The sequence below is a fragment of the Niabella hirudinis genome, from assembly GCF_051201075.1.
GTDB classification, from domain to species: Bacteria; Bacteroidota; Bacteroidia; order Chitinophagales; family Chitinophagaceae; genus Niabella; species Niabella hirudinis.
In genome coordinates, this window is the sequence record NZ_JBPEHJ010000001.1 from 110,885 (window position 1) to 128,060 (window position 17,176).

The 17,176-nt window shown below is 47.7% G+C and carries 12 protein-coding genes; 2 read left to right on the forward strand and 10 right to left on the reverse strand.

Annotated elements, in window-relative coordinates; translation table 11 throughout:
- Positions 1 to 388: hypothetical protein (locus GGU45_RS00455; protein ID WP_435220995.1), on the forward strand; the 388-nt coding region annotated here is incomplete at its 5' end.
- Here the strand turns inward: GGU45_RS00455 and GGU45_RS00460 are convergent.
- A complete protein-coding gene (locus tag GGU45_RS00460; protein ID WP_492226440.1) occupies positions 358 to 1,134 on the reverse strand; it encodes an alpha/beta hydrolase in 777 nt (258 codons plus the stop codon). The genes GGU45_RS00455 and GGU45_RS00460 overlap by 31 nt on opposite strands.
- Positions 1,135 to 1,208: 74 nt before the next feature.
- Positions 1,209 to 1,448: a hypothetical protein gene (locus GGU45_RS00465; protein WP_435220997.1), complete on the reverse strand. Its 240-nt coding sequence runs from the start codon at positions 1,446 to 1,448 to the stop codon at positions 1,209 to 1,211.
- 64 nt (positions 1,449 to 1,512) lie between these two features.
- On the opposite strand from GGU45_RS00465, the gene GGU45_RS00470 reads away from it, so the two are divergent.
- On the forward strand, positions 1,513 to 2,223 hold the full coding sequence (locus tag GGU45_RS00470; protein ID WP_435220999.1) for an SGNH/GDSL hydrolase family protein: 711 nt from the start codon (positions 1,513 to 1,515) through the stop codon (positions 2,221 to 2,223).
- A gap of 61 nt (positions 2,224 to 2,284) precedes the next feature.
- On the opposite strand, the gene GGU45_RS00475 is transcribed toward GGU45_RS00470, so the two are convergent.
- The 8 genes from GGU45_RS00475 to GGU45_RS00510 form a co-directional block, all read right to left on the reverse strand.
- Complete coding sequence (locus GGU45_RS00475) at positions 2,285 to 3,634, reverse strand: DegT/DnrJ/EryC1/StrS family aminotransferase (RefSeq protein ID WP_435221001.1); 1,350 nt, start codon at positions 3,632 to 3,634, stop codon at positions 2,285 to 2,287.
- A gap of 71 nt (positions 3,635 to 3,705) precedes the next feature.
- Positions 3,706 to 5,631 (reverse strand): Vgb family protein, encoded by a 1,926-nt coding sequence (locus GGU45_RS00480; RefSeq protein ID WP_435221003.1) that lies wholly within the window; start codon positions 5,629 to 5,631, stop codon positions 3,706 to 3,708.
- Between the two features lie 72 nt (positions 5,632 to 5,703).
- On the reverse strand, positions 5,704 to 7,104 hold the full coding sequence (locus tag GGU45_RS00485) for a DUF4998 domain-containing protein (protein WP_435221005.1): 1,401 nt from the start codon (positions 7,102 to 7,104) through the stop codon (positions 5,704 to 5,706).
- Between the two features lie 34 nt (positions 7,105 to 7,138).
- A complete protein-coding gene (locus GGU45_RS00490; protein ID WP_435221007.1) occupies positions 7,139 to 8,443 on the reverse strand; it encodes a DUF5126 domain-containing protein in 1,305 nt (434 codons plus the stop codon).
- Between the two features lie 36 nt (positions 8,444 to 8,479).
- On the reverse strand, positions 8,480 to 10,555 hold the full coding sequence (locus GGU45_RS00495; RefSeq protein WP_435221009.1) for a RagB/SusD family nutrient uptake outer membrane protein: 2,076 nt from the start codon (positions 10,553 to 10,555) through the stop codon (positions 8,480 to 8,482).
- A gap of 25 nt (positions 10,556 to 10,580) precedes the next feature.
- Positions 10,581 to 13,784: a SusC/RagA family TonB-linked outer membrane protein gene (locus GGU45_RS00500; RefSeq protein ID WP_435221011.1), complete on the reverse strand. Its 3,204-nt coding sequence runs from the start codon at positions 13,782 to 13,784 to the stop codon at positions 10,581 to 10,583.
- Between the two features lie 421 nt (positions 13,785 to 14,205).
- On the reverse strand, positions 14,206 to 15,288 hold the full coding sequence (locus tag GGU45_RS00505; RefSeq protein ID WP_435221013.1) for a DUF5017 domain-containing protein: 1,083 nt from the start codon (positions 15,286 to 15,288) through the stop codon (positions 14,206 to 14,208).
- 29 nt (positions 15,289 to 15,317) lie between these two features.
- The gene (locus GGU45_RS00510) at positions 15,318 to 17,168 is read right to left on the reverse strand and encodes a RagB/SusD family nutrient uptake outer membrane protein (protein ID WP_435221014.1); all 1,851 of its coding nucleotides are present in this window, start codon (positions 17,166 to 17,168) and stop codon (positions 15,318 to 15,320) included.
- Positions 17,169 to 17,176 lie beyond the last annotated feature (8 nt).

A 17,176-nucleotide genomic window follows, 5' to 3' on the forward strand; every position in this document is an offset into this window, starting at 1 on the left:
CATCAGCCATCAGCCATCAGCCATCAGCCATCAGCCATCAGCCATCAGCCATCAGCCATCAGCCATCAGCCATCAGCCATCAGCCATCAGCCATCAGCCATCAGACATCAGCCATCAGCCATCAGCCATCAGACATCAGCCATCAGCCATCAGCCATCAGCCATCAGACATCAGACATCAGCCATCAGCCATCAGACATCAGACATCAGACATCAGCCATCAGACATCAGACATCAGCCATCAGACATCAGACATCAGCCATCAGACATCAGCCATCAGCCATCAGACATCAGACATCAGCCATCAGCCATCAGACATCAGCCATCAGCCATCAGACATCTATATACAAACAAACACCTACCGGCCAAAAGCGCTATCCAATACATGAAACGCATCCCTGGTAACATCGGGAGGAAAATCGTGTCCGGCATCCGGGAAGCGGGTATATAAGGCATTGGACGCGTGGTACAGGTTGTATACTTCAAGTATATTTTTTAAGCCGGCCCTTACCCCGGCGATACTGAAGTTGGCGTCTTTTAAAGGGGAATTGGTAAAGAAGATCCGGGGCGCAATAGTGGCAATAACGCCATCAAAGTCAAAAGGGATCCGTTCTGCATTGAGCTGAAATTTTTCCCTTAGCAGCGGCATATAGCGCTTTTGTGCCCAGGGCCCCAGTTTTCCTCCATACTGTTTTTCCATTGCAGGGCCCAAATCATAATAGGGAAATAACGTCCACCCACAACTTGCAATCACCACTTTTATCCTTTGATCAAAGGCGCCCAGGAAAATGGCATTATGACCGCCCAGCGAATGCCCGATAACGGCAATTTTTTCCGGGTCAACAAGGGGAAGCGACTGCAAATAATCCACACACCGGATATGATCGAAAATCCCTTTCATAGTACCCGACCGGTACCGGTCGCCATCAAAATCATAGTTTGACAGTCCTCCAAAATCCGGGTAATCCGGGGCCAGTACCACATAGCCCCGTTCTGCCAGTTTTTTTGCATAGTCGCGGTTAGCCAGCGCGCTTTGTCCGGCCACTGATAGTTTTCCCAGCATATCCGTTCCATGTAATGCAATAATGGCGGGGATCTTTTTACCATTCGCCTGTCTGTTGGGTACATATAACAAAGCCGGCAGCTCCTCTCCTTTTTCAACCGTAAACTTTATCGTATACCGGGTATAAGCGGCATTGGCGCTGCTGTCTAAAAAACGAACATCGAACGGCGGATGTTTTTTAAACGGGGCAAGGGGCCCATGGCCTCCTGCATCTGTTTCAGGATGCTATTTCTTTTTTTATTCCACTGGTTTACGGTTGTTACCGGCTTTCCGCGGTACACTAAAAGCGCTTCGCGACCGCTGTTTTTTTTGCTAACGAAACAGGCGCCGGTTAAGAGCAGTACAAGGATTGCCGGAATAAGCCTGCGATAAAAAAAGATTTGCATTTTATTCATTTTAAAAATTACATTTTTCAGCCTACTTTCGTTTGCGTTTAAGAAAACGATTCAGATGAAAAAAATATCCCTGTTCATGCTCCTGGCTTTTACAATAACAACCGGCAGGGCCCAGGAGCATCGCCCCATCACCATTGTTACTTTTGGAAATTCAACCACCGCTCCAAGGAAGGGTGTGGAAAAAGTATATGCGGTACGGCTTCATGAAAAGCTGGACAGTATGGGCATTGCCAACAAGATCATCAACTCGGGTGTACCCAGCAGCCACAGCGGATCTATTAAGGACAACAGCTTTGCAAAAGTCATTCATGCCATGGACCGCTTTGATACGGCGGTTTTAAAACATCATCCCGATTGGGTTACCATCAACTTTGGTCTTAATGATGCTTACCAGGATAAAGGCCGTGGTACCCCCTCCCGTATCCCGCTCAAACAATACAAGAAAAATATCACCTATTTTATACGCCGGATTAAACAACAAGGCGGGCAGGTGATATTACTAACCCCTAACCCCCTGGGCAGCCGGTATGAACAATACCGCTATGATCGTGTCAAAGAATACGCCAATGCCATTCGAAAAATCGCCAAACGAAAACATCTCCGTCTGGTAGACTCCTGGCAATTGTTTTACAATTATACCAATACCCTTCAGCAGCCGCTTGATGTTTTATTTACGGACGGTATTCATCCCAATGACGAAGGCCACCGCTTAATTGCAGCAGCACTGGCTCAGATCATTGAAGCGGCTGTACCACGAAAGGAATAAAGGATCGCTCATTTTTAAAGATACCCTGGAACTGGTTAGCGCCATTCGTTTCTTTGTTTTTTTATCGCTTCGCAATCTCCGCTGCGTGTTTCTGTATTTTACGCATTGCGTCTGCAATCTGCTCCATATCGTTTTTTGTTCCGAGCAGCATATTCTGAAACAGCCATACCGATTGCTGAGCCGTTAACAGGTCATTTTGAGGGCACTGGTTCCGCTCCAGCCAATGCTGCATCGTCTTTTCGCCATAGATCTTCAGGTAGTGTTTGTTGGTTGCTAAAGCGGTTACATAATCGCTTTTATTCATCTGCCCGTATCCGGCCGAGTTGGGCACACCTTCGGCGCTCAGCGCCTTCAGAAACTGCTCGCGGCTTAAACCGGCAAAATGATTTTTATCATACCGGAACATATATAAATGATAGGCGCTCCGGGTGGTGCCGGGATACAATTTTGCAGGGGTAATGCCGGGGATTTTTTTCAACAGCCCGGAGAGGTACTGCGCATTTTCCCAGCGGCGATTGCTTTGTTCCACTACCCGTGTCATTTGCGACAACAATAAACTTCCCTGAAACTCTGTTAACCGGAGATTGGTACCCCTGGTACCCACACCTGTAGAAAAAGAAGTGGATCGCCCGCCCTGTCCCTGGTTGTGGAAGGTGTAGCAGTTTTTGATAAAAGCTTCATCATTGGTTGTAACGGCGCCGCCTTCGGCGCAATTCAGGTTTTTGGACGACTGAAAACTGAAGGCGCCGGCCAAACCGTAATTGCCTACTTTAACCCCCTTCCATTCTGCCAGATGCGCCTGACAGGCATCTTCAACAAGCGGTATATGATGTTGTTTTGCCAGGGTTGTAAAGGCATCAAGATCTACCGGCGACCCGCCGATATGCACCGGCATAATGACCTTTGTTTGCGGTGTAATTGCAGCCTTTGTTTTTGCTGCGTCCATCTGAAACGATTCAATGTCTGTATCTACCAGTATGGGCAGCGCATAGTTTAATACCACCACGTTATAAGTAGCCACAAAAGTGTATACGGGTATTGCCACCTCATCGCCCGGGCCTATATCAAGCGCGCCCAGAATGGTAGTAAGGGCGCTGGTACCGCTGGAAACGCCAAGGCTGTGTTTTACTCCAAACAGTTTGCTGTATTCTGTTTCAAATGCAGCCACCGTATTCCCATCAAGCCGCCCCCACTTTTTAGTTTGCAGTACCTCCGTCAGCCCTTTTTCTTCAATAGTGTTTTCAACCGGCCAGGACGGAAAGCTACCGGTATGTGCTTTAGGTCCGCCAAGGATGGCGGGCTTGGCATCGGCCCTGCGGGCGGATGCAATATGCGGGGCTCCTATGGCCAGGCCTGTGCCAACGATTGTTACATTGCTGATAAACTTCCTGCGGTTGAAAGTGCTGCTCATAAATAACTTTTTTTAGGTTCGATAAAAAATAGCGGATCCGGCATGCAAATATATATCCCGGGCTTTTTAAGTTACAATGTATAACTAAATAAATGAGAGCCGCTGATAAAATAAATCTGGTTTTTTAGAAAACAGCCGCCGGCGCGGATTGCCTGGGGCGTTTTGGACAACAAACGGATCTCTGAGGTTTGGGGATCTACTTTGGTAATTGCATTTTCAAAAAGGATGTAAAGATCATCTCCTTCACCGTTGATAAACACACGGGGCGACTGTTCGCCAACCGTGTTTCCATACAGCTTGCGGACATCTTTTTGAAAAATAACTTTTTTTGTTTGCGGGTCAAACAGGAAAAAGATGCTCCTGTCTGCAATCCCGTACACTTTTCCATCCTTGCGGGTGGTCAGATCCGTATAGGACTTTGCACCGGCGATAACCGGCTCCTTCCACATTAGTTTCTTTGAAACCGGGTCAATGATATACAACAGGGCCAGCCGGGCCTTTTGCTCGCCGCCGGTTCCCGGGGATACTGTGGTGCCGCCCAGCACCTTGCCGCCGGCTATATTGGTAAGGCTCATGGTAGATTGATCCTTTTCAATATCGTTATCCGTTAACAATACGTGCTTGTTTGTAGTAATATCATAGAATAAAAGACCGCCGCCGGTATAGCCGTATTCGGGCGTACCGCCTAAAATAACCGTTTTGCCATCCGGATGCACCAATACGCGGTGCGGGCGATGTATAACGGGAGTGCATTTAAACAACACCCGGGGGTTATTGTCTTTTGCCATTGCGCTTCCTTCTTTAAAAGGCTTTTTGGTATCCCACATAACCAACACCCCTCCGGGGTAAGATCCAAAGAAAACGTAGGAACCGCTTGTTGTTAAGGCGTTGTATTGCCCAAACGCGGGCCTGGTGCTCCATTTATCGGCTGCGGCTGTATAATTAAACTGCCGCATGGGAAAGGAGCTTCCCCCTATCAAAGACTGTTGGTCGGGCGATGTGCCAACGCCCATTACCCAGGACCCTTCGGAAGGATAGTCAAAATTTACTGTATTTTTTTTGCCGTGAGCGTCCTCCGTAATCAATACTTTATCAATCAGGTTTAAACTGGTTACTTTACTTCCATCCGGGAATGACAAATGCCGTAAAGCCTGTGACCCTGTAATAATTGGCTTTTCATTGGGCCGGTGGCCGGTGCCAATTGGCTTTATGCGGCCCTCATACATTTCATACCAGGCGCCGTTTGTATCCGCCAGCGCCTGGCCATATACTTTTCCATTCTTATCCGGGTACAAATAAGCTGTTCCCCGTTTCCGTTCTGCGGGCTGTAAGAGTTTATTTACCTGCCGGGATTCCGGGTTAAAGGCAATCAGCTGACTGTTGGTATTACCGAGAGCAAAATAAACCCAGCCCTGGTCATCGGTAGCCATGTATCGCTGATATTGCTGCCAGTTTTCCTTATTAAGATAGCCATAATCTGTAAAAGCGCCCGTTGCGGGATCAAAGCATACCACTCCGCTGTTGGGATAGGTTACCGCCCATATTTTTCCCTTATCGTCTTCTGTCATTCCCATGGCCATCTGCGGGGCCGTTTTATGATGAAAGGTAAATGCCCGCTTTCCAAGATCAAACTCTACAAAATTGCTGTTGAAAAGCGTATAAAATTTCCCCCGTGAGGAAAAAACAGAAGCATAAGGACAATCGCCCCCGGGGTTAAACGGCATGGGAAATACTTCGCTCTTACCCGTTGCGGCATCCACCAATGATAAAGCATATCCGCCCCTTACATCAAAAAGCCAGGACAGCACTACATTGCGGCCCTTTTCATCAACGACAGCCACTGTTCCGCGGGTGGTGCTATAGGCAGAAGCCGGGCCATGGTCTGCAAACGCGGTATTTGCATATACCTGCTCCTTTTTTTGCTGCTGCGGCTGCGCCTTCAAAAAAACAGGCATCAAAAAAGCCATGCTTATCAGAAAAACTCCAGTTTTAATCATTCGTGTTTCCGGTTAAAAATTGTAAAATTAAAGACCGCAAATATTGCCGTATATCATTCAATTTAAAAAAAATCAGTTTACAATCCAGTACTTGCCGGCGGCATCAAAATTGTTATATACATACAGATCGCCGTTTGACTCCAGGCCATATAACCTTGTGCCGGCGCACATAATTTTTGTAAAGCGGTTCCAGCCCAAACCCATCCGTATTTTGGAGCCAAGGACTGCCGATGCAGCTACCGGGAACGTCCACAGGTTTCCTGCAGCATCAATACCTATCAGGGTTTGAAAATTAAACAAGGCATAGGAGTTGTAGGCAAAGCCGGAGCCTGCTGTTGCCGACTGAGGCGTAAGCCATGTTCCGGCAGGCAATGCAAACCAGGCTTTTACATCCCCGGCATCTGTAATAGCATAAAAGAAGCCCCGCGCGCCAATATGTTTGGAAGTAGTAAACCCTGTACCAAGCGTGGAAGCGAGTACATTTTTTAAAACACCGTCTGCAATGGTATACATATACAGACTATTATTGTTTTGAACACCAATAAACCGGTCGCCCTCATAAAAGAAAAAATCGCGAAGAGTGGTTCGGGATGCCAGCGCGGGATAGCGCATTTTTTCTGTCAGCTCTCCGTTGGCCGAAGCTTCATATACCACCAGGTCGCCGGCAGCGTTCCACTCGCACAGGTCATCATTCATCGGGAAATACTTACTGGTAGCGTTTCCCTTCAATGCAATCTTCATGCCCCGGTCGGTTACCACATCAGGTGCTTTAAAGGTCTGGTATTCGTTGCGCACCGTGTCAATACCCTGGGGGGGGAAGAATACCGTGCGAAACTGAAATGATCCCCCGGCAGGAAAATCGGTTAACTGTACCGCCGTATCATTTACACTCCTGTTGGTATTTATCACTCTTGTTTCGTTATTTTTTGTGATATAGCTGATCTGAGAATAAGCCACACTGTCGCCCGGCGTTGTTTTTGACAAAGTAAGATTGTAGCTTGACTGCAGGTAATCATAATCGAATGAGGTCACATTGCGCGCCCGCAACCGGTCTGCAAAACTCTCACCCCATACCGTTACCGTTGCAGAAGAAAACAACGAGGTTTCTCCCTTATCATTGGTGTTCCGAAACTCTATGAGCATCGTTCCTTCGGGCAGATCTTCCAATACCACAGAGTCCAGCTGTGTGCCAAGCCCGGTGCGGTTAAACGACCGTACAATCGAATCCCGGCGCAGGTTCCAATATACGATCGTCTTTGATATTTTGGGATCGGCATTCATTAGCCATACAAGCTTCACCTTTCCAAAACCGGGGTACGATTTAACAGAATCCACCCTTCCCAGGTAAACCGCTTCTTCCTTATTGGCAAAATTGCTTTGAATGTCATTCATTTTATCGCATGATGACAGCAGCGCCACCAAAAAGAGCGGCAGGCAGAGTGCTGTGTAAAATAAGATACTGATCTTTTTCATTCTTAATATTTTTATACTACGTTTTCGGCGGCGCCTAATTTTGCGGCACGGTATTGTCTCCGTAAAAAGTAATTTCACCCATTGAAAAATAGTTATTGGACGGCGGTGGCATCAAATTGGACACCTGGCGAACAAACAAACGAACATACCGCACCGGTTTGGCATCAATCGGCATTTCATATTCTGTTCCGTTTGCAGAAATATTTGAGATAGCCTGCGCATCGGGCGGCACCATCAGGTCATACCGGGGTATGGCATGCCAACCCAGGTATTGCCAGTCGTCTTTAAAGGTCCTTGCCGGAAGCACCGTAGTAGGATCAACAAACCAGGGTGTTGTGCTGAGGGCCGCCCAGCGCACACTGGATGAATCCAGCCAATATGGCCGGTCTGATAAACGGGCAAAATCAATCTTATCGGTACCCCAGGCCTCAAACTGCTGAATATTTACCTGGCCATAGGGACTGTTAATATGATATCCATGAATAATGATCCGGCTCAGTTTTACCACCTGTTTCAGATCAATGGTAATAGACAGGCCGCTGCTGCCGTTGGCGGTTAGCCAGCCATGACCCGATGTATTCACAATATTATCCCACAATGTGTTGGTGGTACGTCCAGACAGGTTGGTAATATTATCATAGGGAATATTTGCCCTGTAATCGGCATAAGGCTTCGGCACCATCGTTTCAAAAAACGGCGTTGTTGAATAAAAAACCGTGTCGGAAACATTCCCCCATTTATCTTCAAAAGTAACGGCAACATTGGTGGGTTCGGACTCAAACCCCCTGAAAGAACGCTTATCATCAGGGGCGGTGGTAAAATACATTTCCTTTGTAGTGAACACTTTTTTGATCTCATCCGGCACCATCATGCGAACTCCGAGCTGTGTGCTGGCCTGGTTTTTCCAATTGGCAACAATGCCTCCAAACCCCGGTTGCAAATGCAGCGATTCTTCTGCAAGCGACACCAGGCCCTCCAGGGGTTCAAATTCGATCTCCACCGGGGCCGACCGCTGCTCTTCCTTATTTACCTTGTAAATCGTTGCTTTTACTTTTGTTTTTTCAGGCAGGTTGAACCCCTCAATGGTGAGGGTGTTTTTATATACCGATGATTTTTCCACAAACGTTTTTCCATTGCGTTCATACTCGGCCATCACGTACAGGAGGTTTCCGTCATCAGGTACTTTATATGAAATAACGGCCCCTCCGTTGATGGGGGTTATGGTTTCCACTTCTACAGGACCGGAGTTCCAGGTCCCCGTAACTTTCTCTTCTTCTTTTTTGCAGGAAAAGAGAAAAACAGAAAGTATCATTACAATTATGAAACTATATTTTTTCATTAGAAAGTTATTACGATTCATTAATGAGCCATTTTCTTATTGCCATCCATAGGTTTGCACCAGGTTGATATTGGCACGTATATCCGATTGCGCAATGGGATACAGGTAGTCCCTGAAGCTAACGGTACGGGGCGCCCCATACACCCAGGGCACATAATACTGATCGGGAGTGGTTCCTGTGGTTGTCCATAAAGTGGGCGGCAGGCTCCAATACTGCAATGCTGTCTTCCAGCGGCGGATATCCCAGAACCGCTGTCCCTCAAATGCCAGTTCAATCAACCGTTCTCTTTGGATGATCTTCCGCATTTCGTTCTTATTTGTGGGTGCAGCAGGATTATACGCTGCAGCCTGCCAGGATTCCACAACTCCTTTTAAGCCGGCATTGGCCCTTACTTTATCAATCCAGTTGTACACTTCCCCATCCGGGGCGCCTTTTACTTCATTCAGCGCTTCGCTGTACAACAGGTACAGATCAGACAGGCGGAGCAGCGGAAACTGGTAAGGATAGGGCGAATAAGGGTTACCGGAAACGCCCTTGCTGCTGGAACTTTCAAATGCGATGATCTTTTTGGGCACATAGCCATTGAGGCCTGTTTCTCCGGACCGTTGCCGGAGGTATACTCCAAATGAAGCGCCTCCATTATCCGTGGTGGTTTCGTTTTCAAAATATCCCCTGTCAAAACCAAGGTCGGCATAAAAGCGGGGTTCTCTGAAGAAATGCATGGAAGCCGTAATTTCTCCCGTGGGGATATAGGTGGTATGATGATCGCTGGCCGTTGCGCGCCGCGGTTTATACCGGTTGGCATAATCAAAAAACTTATCATCTTCGATCGGCACCCCATTGTTCGAATAAAACAATTCTGCCATGTGCCAGGAGGCCGCGTAGTATTGCGCCTGGTAAGACTGATCCTGTGAATACATTTGCGGATACAACAGTTTCAGCATATTTCCAAGAGAGTTTAAACCAAGTCTTGCTGCATTGCCTTTTAAATCGGCAAACTGCTCCTGGGTAGACCAGATCACGCCCGGGTTACGCTCCAGGCTTTCGGTGATTGCTTTCCGGATCGTCATCAATTGCACCATGCTGTCATTCATAGCATAGGTTTTGGCTCCGCCGGCAAGTTTGTTAAACTCATAGAGACGGTAACCGTTGTTTTCAGCGGCATCAATGGCTTCCTTAATTGCAGTAGCCGCTCTTTCCCATTTTTTAGGATCGTAGGTAGCAGCAATCAGTTGCTTGCCCCTGTTATCCTGCCAGCCGGCATAATCAGAATTTCCGTTAAACAGGGGGCTGGCGGCGGTTGCCAGTAGTTTCGCTTTTATGCCCAGGGCAATTACCTGGGAGATCCTTCCCTGCTCCGTAGCCGGATCCGGCAATACCGGTGGCAGCCCGGGCAGGGCTTCATCAATGAGCCCGGCAATATAATCCACACACTCATCCACCGGCTCGCGGTACACGCGGGTTTGTTCCGGTGTGGCAGAAATAGGAAGATTTTCTTTCACCAGTACAATCGGACCATAAAGCTCCAGCAAAAAGAAATGATAATAGGCTTTCAGAAACTTTACTTCCGATATCCACCGGGTGCGCTCTTCCTCGGTAATATCCCTTGGTGTATGCGCATTTTCCAGAAAAATATTACAATCGCGCAGGGCTTTATACATGCTTTTAACGGCGCTTTTTCTGCTATCCTCGTAGCCCGACCAGTAATCCTGGTAAGGTGTATTTGTGTTTTGCAGACCCTGTGAAATCCGGCCGGCCAGCGAATTCCCTGCGCGGGTTTCTCCTTTGTAGTCAAATTCATCTCTACTGGTAAAGTAAGCAGGATAATATAGCGGATCGGTAGGATCGGGCAGCCAGGAATAACAGGTTCTCAAAAATTTTTCCATTACCGACCGGTTCGAAAACGCATGCTCCAGGGTGGGCGTATCATTGGGTACCACATCCAGGAATTTACGGCACCCCGCGGTTCCCAGCAGCGTTAAAGATAACACCAGGATGAGGGACCAGCTTTTTGCCCGAAAATAAACCCTTTTACAAGCGTTCACTTGTTCTTTTTCGACTTTAGCCGTACCGCCAACCGCAATAAATAATTTATATATAACAGATATCATTTTGTATGATTTTAATTAGCAGTAATTAAAAAGTAACGTTCAGACCAAAATTGACCACCCGCTGTACCGGGTATTTTAAGCCATCGCCCGCCATCTCCGGGTCCCACATTTTGAATTTAGACCATACCCAAAGGTTGGTACCGCTGACATACAAACGGAGGCGCTCAATATGGGCCCGTTGCGTTAGCCGTTCCGGCAGGGAGTAACCAAACTCACCCGACTTCAGCCGTAAAAACGATCCGTCGCGAAGCCAGTACGTGTTAAGATTACTCTTACTTGGCTGACCATTGTTTTCGATGAGGTATTCAGACAGCCGCGGCCAAAACGCATGCAGGTCCCGGTTGTTCTCCGACCAGTGATCATCGGCAATGTACTGCAGCAAGGCCCTTTGCCCGTTATTAACAAATGGGGTGATCTTTTCCGGATCAATGAAAAAGGAAGAGCGCCCCGACCCCTGGAAGAAGAGGGAGAAATCGAATGAATGATACACTGCGGTGAATCCGCCGCCATAAATGATTTCAGGAACTGTTGGGTAACCAATGGGCACCCTGTCATTGTCATCTATCTGGCCGTTTCCATCAATATCCTTGTACTTAATATCACCGGCACCATACTTACCAAACAACTGGGTTGGCGAATTTGCCACGTCTGCATCATCGATAAACAGCCGTTCTGCTATTAACCCTACCGGCTGCGAAAGCTTCAGGCCCACATGGGATCTCCAGGGAACATCGCTATAGTCGGGCTCTTCATATTTTTTATACTTGCTGGAGGCATAGGTAAAGGTTCCGTTTACCTGCAATGAAAAATCTTTTCTAAAAGTTTTATCATATTTTATCTCTGTTTCAAATCCTTTTCCCTGGGCTACCCCCACATTGGTCCAGGGAATGGTGCGTAAGCCCATGGTAGAGGGTATATCCGCCCGTTTTTGCAGAATGTTTTCCCGTGTTTCGGCAAAGAAATCGGTGATCATCGTAAAGTTTCTAAACAGGCCCAGCTCCAGTCTTATATTGGACTTCTTGGCAATTTCCCAGGTAATCAGGTCATTTCCGTACCGTTTAATTTCGATACCCGACCGGTAATCCCGGTTGTATCCAAACCAGTAACCCGAGCCGCTCATATCTACCTGCGGCAGGTAAAAAAAGCGGTCTATTACATTGCTGATCAGATCATCGCCGCTGGTGTTGGTACCACCTATCTGGTCATTACCCACTTTACCATAGGTACCGCTGATCTTTAATGTACTGATCACATTTTTCAGCGGCTCCATAAATTTTTCGTTACTCACCATCCACCCCGCTCCTACCGATGGAAAGAAGCCCATGCGATTCCTGAGAGCAAACCGTTCGCTTCCGTTATAGCCAAAATTAAATTCGGCAAAATAACGCGAATCGTATCCGTAGGCCAGTCTGCCTGCCGAGGAAATATTCCGCTGGGGCAGTGAGGCCTGCAACTGCTGCAAATCATCCAGCTGGGTGCCATTGCTAAGAACCCGGGGGGCTACCTGGCTGGCGGACCGGATCGTTTCCACGAGGGTTACATTGAGGTCATGCACGTCATTAAAAGTGCGGTTGTAACCCAAACGAACTTCTCCATATTGGATGGCGCCCACCGTCCGGTTACCCGGCGAATAGCCCAGGTACTCCGTTCCCCTGTCGGGGTTCAGCGCCACTAACTGGTAAGATCCGTCTAATGTTGTAGCCGGCAGGTAATAAAAAGGCGCATAACTCCTGGATTGCTGGTAAAGTGCCTTCCGTGTTACATTATAAATACCCCGTGCTGTTAATCCTTTTAAGCTACCGCTGAATTTATGCTCCATTTCCAATTGCAGCAGCATCATGGAGGATTTTTGTTCCGTAAAACTGCTGGCAAGATCCGCCACGGGATTCATCAGGTTCATTTCCATATTATTTCCGAAAAGAACGTGTTTGGAAAATTCATTGGCGGAATCGGGGGGATAGTAGGGTAAAAAACTTACCGGCGAAGCATTACGGGCGGCCTGAAACACTGCTGAACCACCAGTTGCAGGGCCGCTCAGATCATCAAACGAACCGTAAGCTCTTATTACAGCTGTAGTAGCGGGGGTAAACTTGATAGTTACGTTGGAACGCAATTGAAAACGGTCGATATTGATATTGTTTTTTACCATGTTTTCGGGGCTTTCTTTTATGATCCCCTGATCGTTCTGGTAATTAGCTGCCAGGTAATAGAGCACTGTTTGTCCGCCTCCTGTTATATTCAGGTTGGCGCGCCGGTTTACGGCTCTGTTTTTTATCAGGTAGTCGTACCAGTTTACCGAGGGATACAAAACAGGATTGGATCCCAGCTCTGTTTCCCGGATTTTTGACAAAGTATACGGCAATTCCACCAACGCATCCCGGGTCCTCACCGCTTCATTGTGCAGCTTCATATAGGTAATGGGGTCGGCCAGTTTCACCAGTTCCGAATTATAGGAATTTGATTGCTCCACTCTTACGTTGAACCCCAGCTTATCTACCTTACCTTCTTTGGTGGTTACCAGGATGACCCCGTTGGCCCCCCGGGCGCCATAGAGCGCGGCAGCATTGGCATCTTTCATAATAGAGAACGAAGCAATATCATCCACGTTGATCCGCGCCAGATCGTTCGGCTCCATTTCAATACCATCAATAAGGATAAGGGGATTTTTTTTGCCCGAAGAGCTGAAAGAAGTAATACCACGAATAAAGAACTCTGCATTGTCGAGCCCCGGTTCACCCGATCGCTGATAGGCGATTACCCCTGCCAGTCTTCCCGCAAAGGCTGTTGTAAGATTGCTGGAAGGTACTCTTAAGGTGGATGGGGTAACCGTGGTAATGGCGCTTACCACACTTTCCTTTTTTTGTTTACCGTAAGCCACCACTACAACGTCATCTTCACTTTTTGAAGAAGCGGCCAACGGAATTTCCATTTCTTTTGTTTTTGAAAAAGAAACCGGTACTTCCTTTTCCGCATACCCCACGGAGGTAATGATGAGCACTACATTGTTCGTAGGAAGGTTCAGCGAAAACTTACCCGCCATATCGGTATTGGTACCCGTTGTGGTTCCTTTAATCATCACACTGGCACCAATAATGCCCACGCCTATTTCATCTACCACCCTCCCCTTAAACGCTCTATCCTCCTGGGCAAACCCGGTTCCCGGCTTCAGCACCAGTAAAAAAAGCAAGGCATACAATAATATCCTTCCGTAATTTTTATATTCTTTCATTTTACTTTTAATTATTTTGTCCTCTAATCCCCCGGGGACACCCAACAACCCGTGGCCCGGTTTTACAGAAAAAAATTGCGCAAAAGAACATTCACGTCTTATGCACCTGACCTTCGTAAAAGCCGGCCATCAATAAAATAAAAAAAATGACCTCAAGGGAGCACGTTACAACTCCTGAGTATTTCAGCAAGCAATTGGCAATCGTCATTTTTGCAGTTTTTTAGCGGTTTTACAACCGATATTATGCGCAAGATAATCGCAAACACGAATAAAAACAATTTTTTTTGCGGATTTTTTGCGGATTTGAAAAATATTTTTACGCAAACACCCGAAGTTCCGGCCTTTTAGCGACCGCAAATACGCACAATAAACCGCTATTTAATTGGATTTAACCGCAAGACGTTTAAATACCTCAACTTTATCAAGGCGTTACATTCATAATCACTTTTTTTACCACGGAAGCATTATCCTCAATGGTGTTATTGGCCGCAACAAAAACCGCTTCATACCTGCCGGGATTTTTATAAGTATAGCTATAGGTAGCGGGCATAGCACTATAAACAGATGTTCGAACGGGAACAGACCAATCTTTTCCCAATTCAACAACACCTAAGCTGATGGGCGCCGAAACGGCCCAGTTTTCGCTGTAAGGGTCATTGTAAGGACTGTTGGGGTCGTAAGGCACATATACCGGCAAAACCGCACCCGGGTTATATTGCGGGCTTTTGGGATCATAGATCGGGTTCCTGGGATCAAATACCGGATTGGCCGGATCATAGATCGGATCTGCCGGGTTTTTATATACCGGACCATACAAAGTTACCCGCGTATTGGTAATGGTAGACCGGGCTTTTGCATTGACGGGGTTTTCATCCACGATCCTGAACCCGGCCAATGCCTGGTTGGCGATGGTAACGGCCGTAGTATCTATTTTAGCATCGATACTCTTCAACAGGAAATTTTCGACCAGCCACTGCCGGGCATAACCATTGGCTACCTGTGGCCGGTTGATATAGCGCAAAGCAAAGTAAACGGGCTTGCCGGCAACTACATATTTTGAAAGATCAACGGTACGTGTAGCCACCATTGTTGCCGAAGCGGCCAGAATAAAGCTATCCGTTATATTTACCCAGGTAGCTGCTTTTACAGCCGCAAAGTCGTTGTAGTTCCCGTTAAAGTCTGTAGAAAGCAGAATGGAAAACTGGCGGACCTGCGTGCCCGCCGGGCTGCCAGCCGCCACTCCGTTGGAGAAGGCAAGCGTAAGGCCTTTGCCGGCCACATCAATACTTCTGCCATCTTTATAATTATAATCCTTATAAACCTCTCCGGGATAAAAAGCCAGCGTGGCCGCTTTTCCCGTAAATTTAAAAACAGCGGGCGTACCGGCTTTCACCGTAAGCTCAGTGGTAGTCACGTCAAAGTCGGGAGCTACCACTTCTGCCGGTTTTTTTTGACAGGACAGCAGGAATATTCCTGCGGCGGGTATCAGGGTTCTGATTTTCATAATTATTTCTTTTGTGAACCAGGAATCAATTACCATCCGGGATTCTGCGTCATTTTTAAATTATTGATCATTTCTTTATCCGGTATCGGCATCAGCACATCGCGGGCCGATGCCCGCGTAAATGAAAGTACAAACCCGGCGCCCGGCGAATCCTGCTGTGCCTGGTTTCCCATATCCTGGTTTACTTTCAGAAAAATTCCCCAACGAAGCAGGTCGGCCTTCCGGCAACCTTCCATATTAAATTCACGCATGCGCTCATCCTGGATAAATGACAGGAAAGCCTCTTTAGAAGCCCGTGCCGCAGGCGGAACATCACCATCGGTTGGCTTGTAAACCAATGCTGTGGCGGAAGCTCCGGAGCCGCCGCCACCGGAAACGGTTATGGAAGGAACATTGGAATAACTGCCTTCACGGAAGAAACGTACACCCGAAGAATCGCGGTTCAGGTTAATAGCCACCACAGCTCCTCCCTGGATAACAGCCGTTGCCGCGGCACTGCTTCCATCACCAGCCGAAATGGATACTGCCGGCGCGCTGGTATAGCCGCTGCCTCCATTGGTAACGGCGATGGATTTAACACCGGCAGACCAGGCCCGGCGTCTGACCAGGTTTACGGCCGCAATAGCATCGGCCGTAGGCGCCCCGTTTATGGCATTGTCTGCCTCGGCAAACATCAGCAGGATATCCGAATAACGTATCAATGGCATATTGGTGGCCGATACTACCGATGTTCCCCTTGGTATGGCTTCATACTCGCGCCGCCATTTGGCAGGGTACAGGTACCATTTGTCCCGCTCGGTAGCCGGTAAACCATTCAGCAGCTTTAGTCCGTTTACCGGAGAGTTTACATAGCTAAAATGGGCAATGCTCCACCATTTTCGAAGATCGCCGTCTTCAAACGAATTGTAAAACTTTGCCGTAATTGTCATATAAGCGGCGGCATTGCCCGTAGCGGAGCCCAGGGTTGAGGGAGGCCCGTTAATATAGCCGATATTTGTCCACTCGGCAAAGGCCAGTGTAGCAGGGTCTGCATTATTGCCATAAAACTCTGCTTCCCACAGATTTTCTTTGATATCATATTTATCCTGCGCCTGTGTAATAAAAATATTGGAATAGCTGGGGTTGAGGCTATGCCCGGCGCCCGCATCGTCCATCACTTTTTTTGCCCACATCTTTGCATCCTGGTACTTTGCCAGGTCTTTCAGCGGTTCACCAGCCATGGTAAGGCAAACCCGGGCCAGCATGCCGCGTACCGCAGATTTATTGACGGCGCCCGGATATCCAAGTTCTTTAATACTGCGCACCAGCGGCTCGGCGGCCGTCATATCCGCCAGTATCTGCGCATATACATCCTTTGCCGATGCCCTGGCTATCGATACTTCCGATGGAGATTTGATAGCCGTTAATTTAAGCGGCACCCCACCCCAGTACTGCACCAGGGTAAAATAATAATATCCTCTCAGGAACAACACTTCTCCCCTTATCCGATCTCTGGTGGCCTGGGGTATGGCTGTGCTCCTGTCCAGGTTCTCCATAAGCACATTGGCCCGGTTAATACCATCCCACAAGGTGCTCCACAGCCCTGTCATAAACGGATCTGATGCGGAGTAATTAAAGTTAAAAGGCCCGTTTAAGGTAAGCCGGTTCATATAGGCAATGTCCGCATCCCAGTCCAGTAAATAGTTGGCATAGCTGCCCCAAAACCCGCCGTTGCCCACGGTATTGTATACCCCGGATAATGCAAAATTCAACTGTTGCTCCGTTTGATAATAGTTAGCGGTGTTAAGGAAGTCGGTTGGAGCCGGCTTCAGAAATTTTTTACAGGAACCCAGGTTCACTGCAGCAAGCAATAATACCGGCAGATAAAATAGTTGTTTCATCGTATTAA

Coding starts and splice junctions, on each gene's coding strand:
- GGU45_RS00465 (WP_435220997.1), bottom strand. CDS start 1,448: ATGCAAATCTTTTTTTATCGCAGGCTTATTCCGGCAATCCTTGTACTG.
- GGU45_RS00470 (WP_435220999.1), top strand. CDS start 1,513: ATGAAAAAAATATCCCTGTTCATGCTCCTGGCTTTTACAATAACAACC.
- GGU45_RS00475 (WP_435221001.1), bottom strand. CDS start 3,634: ATGAGCAGCACTTTCAACCGCAGGAAGTTTATCAGCAATGTAACAATC.
- GGU45_RS00480 (WP_435221003.1), bottom strand. CDS start 5,631: ATGATTAAAACTGGAGTTTTTCTGATAAGCATGGCTTTTTTGATGCCT.
- GGU45_RS00485 (WP_435221005.1), bottom strand. CDS start 7,104: ATGAAAAAGATCAGTATCTTATTTTACACAGCACTCTGCCTGCCGCTC.
- GGU45_RS00490 (WP_435221007.1), bottom strand. CDS start 8,443: ATGAAAAAATATAGTTTCATAATTGTAATGATACTTTCTGTTTTTCTC.
- GGU45_RS00495 (WP_435221009.1), bottom strand. CDS start 10,555: ATGATATCTGTTATATATAAATTATTTATTGCGGTTGGCGGTACGGCT.
- GGU45_RS00500 (WP_435221011.1), bottom strand. CDS start 13,784: ATGAAAGAATATAAAAATTACGGAAGGATATTATTGTATGCCTTGCTT.
- GGU45_RS00505 (WP_435221013.1), bottom strand. CDS start 15,288: ATGAAAATCAGAACCCTGATACCCGCCGCAGGAATATTCCTGCTGTCC.
- GGU45_RS00510 (WP_435221014.1), bottom strand. CDS start 17,168: ATGAAACAACTATTTTATCTGCCGGTATTATTGCTTGCTGCAGTGAAC.